9 protein-coding genes are annotated in these 8,346 nt (G+C 70.7%); 4 read left to right on the plus strand and 5 right to left on the minus strand.

The features are described from left to right. The 3 genes from AB0J09_RS47810 to AB0J09_RS47820 form a co-directional block, all read right to left on the minus strand. A partial coding sequence (locus tag AB0J09_RS47810; RefSeq protein WP_360707068.1) for a DUF3037 domain-containing protein occupies positions 1-215 on the minus strand: 215 nt, incomplete at its 3' end. Beyond that, a complete protein-coding gene (locus AB0J09_RS47815; protein WP_360707071.1) occupies positions 134-943 on the minus strand; it encodes a HipA family kinase in 810 nt (269 codons plus the stop codon). The genes AB0J09_RS47810 and AB0J09_RS47815, both read right to left, overlap by 82 nt. Before the next feature lie 415 nt (positions 944-1,358). Then, a complete protein-coding gene (locus AB0J09_RS47820) occupies positions 1,359-2,528 on the minus strand; it encodes an NAD(P)/FAD-dependent oxidoreductase (RefSeq protein WP_360707074.1) in 1,170 nt (389 codons plus the stop codon). A gap of 55 nt (positions 2,529-2,583) precedes the next feature. Here AB0J09_RS47820 and AB0J09_RS47825 point away from each other — a divergent pair, with 55 nt between their 5' ends. Then, on the plus strand, positions 2,584-3,039 hold the full coding sequence (locus AB0J09_RS47825; protein WP_360707077.1) for a MarR family transcriptional regulator: 456 nt from the start codon (positions 2,584-2,586) through the stop codon (positions 3,037-3,039). Between the two features lie 46 nt (positions 3,040-3,085). Here AB0J09_RS47825 and AB0J09_RS47830 read toward each other — a convergent pair whose 3' ends face one another. Both AB0J09_RS47830 and AB0J09_RS47835 read right to left on the minus strand, forming a co-directional pair. Further along, the gene (locus AB0J09_RS47830) at positions 3,086-3,955 is read right to left on the minus strand and encodes a TIGR03619 family F420-dependent LLM class oxidoreductase (protein WP_360707080.1); all 870 of its coding nucleotides are present in this window, start codon (positions 3,953-3,955) and stop codon (positions 3,086-3,088) included. Then, positions 3,952-5,199: an LLM class flavin-dependent oxidoreductase gene (locus tag AB0J09_RS47835; RefSeq protein ID WP_360707083.1), complete on the minus strand. Its 1,248-nt coding sequence runs from the start codon at positions 5,197-5,199 to the stop codon at positions 3,952-3,954. Before AB0J09_RS47835 ends, AB0J09_RS47830 begins: the two co-directional genes overlap by 4 nt. Before the next feature lie 89 nt (positions 5,200-5,288). Between AB0J09_RS47835 and AB0J09_RS47840 the strand changes: the two genes are divergently transcribed. The 3 genes from AB0J09_RS47840 to AB0J09_RS47850 all read left to right on the plus strand — a co-directional run. After that, entirely contained in the window at positions 5,289-6,110 is an 822-nt protein-coding gene (locus AB0J09_RS47840) for a TIGR03619 family F420-dependent LLM class oxidoreductase (RefSeq protein WP_360707086.1), read from the plus strand. Positions 6,111-6,119: 9 nt separating this feature from the next. Further along, positions 6,120-7,544 (plus strand): serine/threonine-protein kinase, encoded by a 1,425-nt coding sequence (locus AB0J09_RS47845; protein WP_360707088.1) that lies wholly within the window; start codon positions 6,120-6,122, stop codon positions 7,542-7,544. Positions 7,545-7,652: 108 nt separating this feature from the next. Beyond that, a partial coding sequence (locus AB0J09_RS47850) for a serine/threonine-protein kinase (RefSeq protein ID WP_360707091.1) occupies positions 7,653-8,346 on the plus strand: 694 nt, incomplete at its 3' end.

Genomic DNA, 8,346 nt, shown 5'->3' on the forward strand with positions numbered 1-8,346 from the left:
CCCGGGTCGAGCTCGACCCGGGCACACAGGTAACCACGCGGCTGGCAGTAGAGCAGCACGCCGACGTTGATCAGCTCGCCGCGCTCCACCTTGGGCATCACGCGGATCACCGCGTACTCGTAGACGTCCCTGGTCACCGGCCGCCTCCCCGCCAGAACTCGCCCACGGATCCCGGCCCTGTCCTGGGAGCCTCCGCCTCGGAACGCACGAGCCACTCCTGTGGGCCGTGCGCCCGCTGCAGCAGATGGTCGACGTACGCCTCGCGCACGGCCTCCGGCCCGTCGAACCCGGGCTCGCCGTCCAGCCACTCGTCGGGCACCAGCGCCGTCACGGTCTCCAGCAGCTCCCGGTCGATCTTACCGGCCAGCTCGGCGCCCGCCGCCTGCACGTCACCGGCGTACGGCGCGAGCACGTGGTCACCGGCGTCGAACTTCCGCTGGGGGTCGGCCGTCTTCCAGTTGTGGTGGAACCAGAGCGCCGCCCCGTGGTCGATCAGCCAGGTGTCGCGGTGCCAGATCAGCAGGTTGGGGTTGCGCCAGCTGCGGTCGATGTTGTGGATGAGACCGTCGAACCACACCACCTTCGCCGCGAACACCGGATCCGCCACCCAGGCCAACGGCTCGAACCCCAGCGCGCCGGGCAGGAAGTCGATCGCCAGGTTGAGTCCGGTGCTGGCTTTGAGCAGGTCCTGCACCTCCTCGTCCGGCTCCCTGATGCCCAGCTGGGGGTCGAGGTCGATGAGCTTGAGGTCGGGGATCTTGAGCCCCAGGCGGCGGCCCAGCTCGGCCGCGATGATCTCGGCGACCAGCACCCGCCGGCCCTGACCCGCCTCACGAAATTTCACCACGTACGTGCCCAGGTCGTCCGCCTCGACGACGCCCGGCAACGACCCGCCCTCCCGCAACGGGGTCACATAACGGGTGGCTGCGATCTTTTCCAGCACAGGATGAGGCTATCGCCCATCTCCACCCCTTCTCGCCCTCACCCCACACCGCCCCTCCCTCGCCACCGTCCTTAGCCAACCGTCCACCGCCCACCGTCCACCGTCCGGTGCTCGTCGTCCGTTGTCGGCTGCCCGCTGCGCGTCGCTCTCGTCCGCCGCTCGCCGAGCGCCCTCTCCGCGCCGCCGGAGAAGGCCGCACGCCCCGTCCCGCACCTCACCGGCGCCGGGTCGGCGGTTTGGCGTGCGGTGGAGTTCGGCGCAACGTGTGCGGTGGGGGCGCCGCCACGTGCCGGGCGTCCTTTGCGCGCCGCTGGGGAAGGTCGTGCGTATCGTCGCCAGGGAGAGACGCGCATCCCGCACCCCACCGGTGTGGTGGAGGACGGCCGCCCGGCGGCAGGAAGGACCGGAGGGTGGGTCAGGTGGCAGGGGGACGGAAGGGTGCGAATGGGTGGTCGCGGGAGGCGTCGACGGCGGTGAAGGCGTAGTCGAGCATGCGGCGCTCGTACCCCGCCTTGGCGACCGCGAGGGGTTCCCCCTTGGACGCGGCCGCACCGAGCAGGTCGCTCAGCACGTGGGCGTCCCGGAGCCCCACGTTGGCGCCCTCGCCCCGCCCAGGGCTCATGCTGTGGATGGCGTCCCCCATCAGCGTGACGAGGGGGTCGTCCCACGGCTCCACGCTCCGCGCCGAGTGGGTCTGCAGGACGAACGTAGCCTCCGGCGACGCCTCGCGCACGATGCGCCCCACGCCCTCGTGCCAGCCCCGCACCGTGTCCATGGCCAGCCGGTGCAGTGCGGTGGGTGGCACGTCGTCGGGGCGGGGGCCGGGCACGCTCAGCGTCCACGAGAAGTAGCCGGGGATGTCCGTCAGCCGCGCGCCGGGGGCGTGGCGGGCCACGGCTTCGGGTACGGGGGTGAGCGGACGGCAGGCGGCGATGGAGATGGCGGTGCCGTCAGGGGCGATGACCCGGTTGAACGAGTCGACCAGCTCCGGCGGCGTGGCGGCCAGCAGCTCGGGGGTGATCCACGTCCTGCCGTACAGGCCCCAGCCGAGCTCGTCCACCACGGCGTCGGGCAGCAGCTGCGCCCGGACCCGCGAGCCGACGCCCTCCGCCCCCACGAGCAGATCGCCGTCCACGCTCTGGTCGCCCGCGAAGTGAGCGCGTACGCGGCCGCCGGCGAGCCGCTCGTACCGCTGATAGTCCATGCCGAAACGGACGGAATCCGACAGCCCCGACATGAGGATCTCGCGGAGCGTGAGCCGGTTGACGCCAAGGCCGTCCAGGCCGGGCTGTTGCTCCGGGATGTCCTTGGCGAACTTGGGCCGCAGATCGGTCTCCATGAAGATCATGCGGGTGGCCGGGCGGATGGAGGTCGCCACGGCCAGGTCGAACAGGTGGTCCGGCAGGCAGGCCCGCAGCGCCCATACGCCGGTCTCCTTGAGGCTGATGCGGTATCCCTGGGGGCGGTGGGCCGCCGAGGGGTCGCGTTCGAAGAGGGTGACGCCGAGACCTGCCCGCCGCAGGCCCTGGGCAAGGCACAATCCAGCGATCCCGCCTCCCACGATCAAGACGTGTGTGTCATTCATGGTCACGACTGTAGCTGTCGCGACAGCAAGTGTCTACGCAGGATATTCTCTGGAGATGAACGAGAACCGTGCGCCGCAGTCGACGTTCGAACTGGTCCTGGGGGGAGGGTCGCTGCTCGTCCAGGTCGGCAGGGAGCTGAACACTGAGACCGAGCGGCGCCTCGCCCCCCTCGGCCTCACGGCGCAGCAGGCCGCGCTGCTGTTGCACGCGTCGCGCGGTGACAGCACGCCCAGCCTGCTGAAGAGCCGGCTCGGTACGGACACGGCCGGGATGACCAGGCTGCTCGACCGGCTGGAGGCCAAGGGGCTGCTGCGGCGGGCCCGGCATCCCGAGGACCGGCGCTCGATCGTCATCGAGCTGACGGATGAGGGGCGGGCGCTGGTGCCCAGCCTGCCGCCGATCTTCGGGAGGATCAGTCACCAGGTCTTCGCGGGGTTCTCGCCGGAGGAGGTCGCGCAGGTCACGGACATGCTGCGACGGATCCTGGGAAACCTCGCCGAAGGCGCCTAGGGAGTTCGAGTGGCGCGGGCGCGGATGGCGGCGAGCATGATGTGCCTCAGAGCTTGGCGATGACCTCCTCGGCGAAGCGCTCCATGGTGGCGATCTTGAGTTCCAGCGTCCCCTCCCCGTACCGGGCCTTCTCCTCGGGGGTGGCCAGCCACCACGGCGCGGCCATGGTCCCGGTCACGCCCTTGGCGGCGAAGCGGCGGTACGTGTCGGCGTCCGGCAGCACCGCCAGCGGGGCGATGATGTCGAAGGGCTCGGTCCTGCCGTTCTCGGCAAGGTGCCGCCGCAGCGTGTCCAGCACGGGGTCGAGCTGCTCCTCCGTGTAGATCCGGTTCCCGATCCACCCGTCGCCCAGGCGCGCCGCGCGCCGCAGGGCGGCCTCGCTGTCGCCGCCCACGTAAACGGGGATCGGCCGGGCCGGGGTGGGGGAGATCGACAGCTCGGGGAGGCCGTCGAGCGCTACCGTCTCACCGGTCCAGAGCGAGCGGAGCGCCGGGAGCATCGCGTCCAGGCGCCGCCCCCGCGTGTGGAAGTCCTGCCCCGTACCGGCGAACTCCTCCTTGCACCACCCCACGCCCACCCCGAACGTCACTCGGTCCTTCGACAGCACCGCGGCCGTGGACACCTGCTTGGCCACGGTGAACAGGTCGCGGGCGGGCGCGATGTAGACGTTCGGGGAGAAGCGGAGCGACGTGGTGACCGCGGCCATGGCGCCGATCGTCACCCACACGTCCGGCCAGTGCGTACGCGCGTCCCAGCGTGGCCGCCCCGACCGTGAGTACGGGTAGGGAGAGGCGAAGTCGGCGTAGAACAGGTGGTCCGACAACGTCAGCGTGTCGAACCCGCACCGCTCGGCCGCCCGCGCCAGCTCCACGAACTGGTCGGTGTCGACGAACGAGGCCCCCAGCCAGAACCTCATTGGAACTCCGGGATGACCTTGGTGGCGAACAGTTCCAGGTTCCGTTTGACCGTGTCCAGCGGCAGCACGCCCTGTTGCCCCTGCATGTAGAGCCCGAACCACTCCAGGTCGGGCATCCGGTCGAGCATCCGCTGGATGCCGCGCTTGACGTCGTCCGGGGTGCCGAACAGCGCCATCTCCACGTCGTTCATCCGCTTGGCGTCGCCCTTCTCCGGGGAGATGGGCTTGTGCTTCTCGTCCTCCTTCTTCCGCAGCACCTCCAGGTAGCCGAAGGGGCCGAAGAAGGCGGCGAAGTCCTTGGGGATGCTGCGGCCGAAGGTGTTGATGGCCTCCTCGGTGGTGTCCGCGATGCCGACGATCTTGAGGATGCCGGTGTGCTCGCCCAGCTTGTAGTGGCGGCCCTGCTTGGCGGACTCCTCCTGGTACAGCTTGGCCTTGGCCGCGTGGTCGTCCGGGTTGGGGGTGAACATCCACGGCAGGATGTCCTCCTGGGCGGCCCTGATGACCGACCGGTCCGAGATCGTGAACGGCTGCCACAGCTCGGGGTGGGGGTTCTGGTACGGCCTGGGGCAGACGGAGACGGCCTGCACTTTCCCGTCCTCGGAGAGCTCGCCCGGCGCGCCGAATGTCCGGGTCCATTCCAGCGCCGGCCAGCCCTCGATGCCCTCATACGGATAGGGCACCTGGTAGTCCAGCACGTCGGACTTGTAGCGCAGCGTCTCCTGCGTCCACGCCATCTTCATGATCTTCAGCACCTCGCCGAAGACGTCGAAGTTCCGCGTGTCGGACGCCGACCCGTCCGAACGCGCGGCGGCCGCGTGCCAGCGCTGGCCCAGCACGTTCATCCACCGGTTCTGGTAGCCGCGCGCAACGCCCAGCCGCAGCCGTCCCTTGCAGAACTGGTCGAGCAGCGCCACGTCCTCCGCGGCCCTGATCGGGTCCCAGGCGGGCAGCACCAGGCCCAGCGGCGCGAGCAGGATCCGTTCGGTCCTGGCGGCCAGGTCGGTGAGGAACATCAGCGGGTTGACCGAGAACTCCATGCCCTCCGAATGGAAGTGGTGCTCGGTCATCATCAGCGCGTCGAAACCGACGTGGTCGGCGTGCACGGCTATCTCCCGCACCTCGTGCAGCAGCCTCTGGTACGACTCCGTGTCGCGCCCGATGGGTCGCCTGGCCTTGGCGTTCTCCTCGGCCGCGTACCCGGAGCCGGGAATCTGCGGATTCAGGAAGATAGAAAACTTCACCGGGTACCTCTTTCCGCGGGACGGTCTTCTGCAAGGTACTCTGGAAATCTTAACCGAGCAATCGCTTGGTTCGCCGAGGAGGGGATCGCATGAGGCTCGGGCTCACGATGTTCGCCACGGATCTGGCCATGCCGATCCAGGACCTCGCCAGAGCGGCGGAGGAGCGCGGCTTCGACTCGCTCTACGTGCCGGAGCACACCCACATCCCGGTCTCGCGCCGTACCCCTCCCGCGGCGGGCCAGGACGAGCTGCCGGAGGAGTACAAGCGCACGCTCGACCCGCTCGTCGCCCTCTCCTTCGCCGCCGCCGCGACGCGTCGGCTGCGCGTCGGCACGGGCATCCTGCTCGCCGCCCAGCGCGACCCCATCGTGACCGCCAAGGCCATCGCCACGCTCGACCACCTGTCGGGCGGGCGCGTCGTGGTCGGGGTCGGCTTCGGCTGGAACGTCGAGGAGATCGAGAACCACGGCGTCCCGTACGGCCGCCGCCGCGAGGTGACCAGGCGGAACGTGCTCGCCATGCAGGCGCTGTGGCGGGACGAGGTGGCGTCGTTCGACGGGTTCGAGCCGTCCTGGTCCTGGCCCAAGCCGCTCGACGGGCCCCCGGTGTACGTGGGCGGCGCCGCGGGGCCGAAGCTGTTCGCCCAGGTCGCCGAGTACGCCGAGGGCTGGATGCCGATCGGCGGCAAGGGGATCAAGACGGCCTTGCCGATGTTGCGTGAGGCGTGCGAGAAGGCGGGCCGGCCGATGGCCAAGGTGATCCCGTTCGGGACGCTGCCGACAAGGGAGAAGCTCGACTACTTCGCCGGGCTCGGCATCGAGGAGGCGGTGGCCTCGCTGCCCAGCGGGCCCGCGGATGCGGTGCTGCCGTTCCTTGATGAGTACGCGCGGCTGATCGAAAGCCCGGCATAATCGAGAAATATGTCCGCACTCCGAGCCGATGACCCGCGACAGCTGGGGTCGTACCGGTTGTCGCACAGGCTCGGCCAGGGCGGTCAGGGCGTCGTCTACCTCGGCCACTCCGCGCAGGGGGCCCAGGTCGCGGTCAAGCTCCTGCACGCCAGCCTGTCCGGTGATCCGGACGTGCGGCGCAGGTTCCTGGGCGAGGTCGAGGCGGTACGCAGGGTGGCCGCGTTCTGCACGGCCCAGCTGCTCGACGTCGACCTCGAAGGCGACCGCCCGTACCTGGTCAGCGAGTACGTCGAGGGGCCCTCGCTCCTGGAGCACGTCGTCGCCAAGGGGCCGCGCCTGGGCGGTTCGCTGGATCGCCTGGCCATCGGCACCGCCACCGCGCTCGGGGCCATCCACCGGGCCGGCGTCGTGCACCGCGACTTCAAGCCGGGCAACGTGCTGCTCGGGATCGACGGACCACGAGTGATCGACTTCGGTGTGGCCCGGCTCATGGACACCGCGGCCACGACCAACGTGATGCCCGTCGGCACCCCGGCGTACCTGGCGCCCGAGCGCATCAAGGGCGAGCCCGCCGGGCCGGCCGCCGACCTTTGGGCCTGGGGGCTGACCGTCGTGTACACCGCCACGGGACGGCACGCGTACAAGGCGGACACCTACCAGGAGATCCTCGCCAGGATCCTGTACGGCAAGCCGGACCTCGGGGCGTTGACCGGGCGGCTGCGGGAGATCGTGGAGGCCTGCCTGGCGCCGGAGCCGGGGGACCGGCCTGGCACGGAGGAAGTGCTGCGGCGGCTGCTGGGCCAGGCGGCGGCGGGCGGCGACGTGCTGTCGACGGGCGCGCAGGCAGCCGTCGGCTCCTACCAGCCCGCACCCACCCGCGCTCCGGCCGCCGGCGACCCCGCTACGGCCGGGCTCCGGCTGGTCATCGAGACCGCGCCGCCCAGCGCCGACCCCGGCCGGATCATGGACCCCGACCCCACCACGAGCTTTCCCGCCGTCGCACGCGACACCTCACCGGAGGTCCCGTCCCGCAGACGGGTTCGGCCCTGGCAGATGGTCGTGGCTGCGGCCGGGGTGGCCATGGCGGTGTCCGGGTTCGTGTTCTGGGTGCGCGGAGCCGAAGGGCCGGGGCTGGAAGGCACGTGGACGGGCTCCGCCGAGCACTTCACCGCACACCGGGTCTTCCCCGTGGAGCTGCGCATGGGCGCCGACGGCGGGGCCATGCGGTGGGGAGCGGACCTGCACTGCTCCGGGCGGCTCGGGCGCAGCGGGAGAGGGGCGGTCTTCACCCTCGATCAGGTCACGGGCAGCGAGTGCTATCCGGGAACGTTGCGGATGTTCCCGATGTCCGACTCGAACCGGATGGCCATCAAGGTGACGCGCCAGGGTAAGGACGAAGTTACGTATTCGGGTACGGTCGCACGGGCTTCTTGACCAGCTGTGTCACGGTCAGGCAGCGATTGCCCTGAGCACCGTTGACTGAACGCGGCCCGTTGCCTTCAGTAGAGAGCAGGAACGGGTGGCGGCGAGGGGAGGCGCCCCGTGCCAACGGCGCAGCCGCTCAGGACGGGGGACCCACAGCGACTCGGGGAGTATGCGCTTTCCGGACGGCTGGGTGAGGGCGGACAAGGCACGGTGTTCCTCGGCTCCAGGGGCGGGGAGACATACGCGGTCAAGTTGCTGCACGGGCCCGTGGGCGACGAACAGGCGGCGTTCCTGCGGGAAGTCGAGCTGGCCAAGCACGTGGCGAGGTTCTGCACGGCCCAGGTGGTCGACGCCGGGTTCGACGAGGGCCGGCCGTACATCGTGAGCGAGTACGTCGACGGGCCCTCGCTGCAGAGGGAGGTCGCGCTGACCGGGCCGCGCCGGGGCGGCGCGCTGGAGCGGCTCGCGGTCAGCACGGCCACCGCGCTCGCCGCGATCCACCGGGCGGGGATCGTCCACCGGGACTTCAAGCCGCAGAACGTGCTGCTCGGGTCCGACGGGCCGCGCGTGATCGACTTCGGCCTGGCCAGGGCCCTGGACGCGGCGGCCACGGTGAGCGGGCGGGGAGTGGGCACGCCCGCGTACATGGCGCCCGAGCAGATCACGGCGTCAGCCGTCACGGGGGCGGCGGACGTGTTCTCGTGGGGTGCCACCATGTGCTTCGCGGCCAACGCGACGGCGCCGTTCGGGCAGGACTCGGTGGCGCCGGTGCTGCACCGCATCCTGACCGCGCCGCCCGAGCTGGGGCGCC

Source organism: Nonomuraea sp. NPDC049784 (assembly GCF_040659615.1).
Classification (GTDB): Bacteria; Actinomycetota; Actinomycetes; order Streptosporangiales; family Streptosporangiaceae; genus Nonomuraea.

Excerpts from the sequence above, each read along its gene's own strand:
- AB0J09_RS47820 (WP_360707074.1), bottom strand. The coding sequence starts at position 2,528 with ATGAATGACACACACGTCTTGATCGTGGGAGGCGGGATCGCTGGATTG.
- AB0J09_RS47825 (WP_360707077.1), top strand. The coding sequence starts at position 2,584 with ATGAACGAGAACCGTGCGCCGCAGTCGACGTTCGAACTGGTCCTGGGG.
- AB0J09_RS47830 (WP_360707080.1), bottom strand. The coding sequence starts at position 3,955 with ATGAGGTTCTGGCTGGGGGCCTCGTTCGTCGACACCGACCAGTTCGTG.
- AB0J09_RS47840 (WP_360707086.1), top strand. The coding sequence starts at position 5,289 with ATGAGGCTCGGGCTCACGATGTTCGCCACGGATCTGGCCATGCCGATC.
- AB0J09_RS47845 (WP_360707088.1), top strand. The coding sequence starts at position 6,120 with ATGTCCGCACTCCGAGCCGATGACCCGCGACAGCTGGGGTCGTACCGG.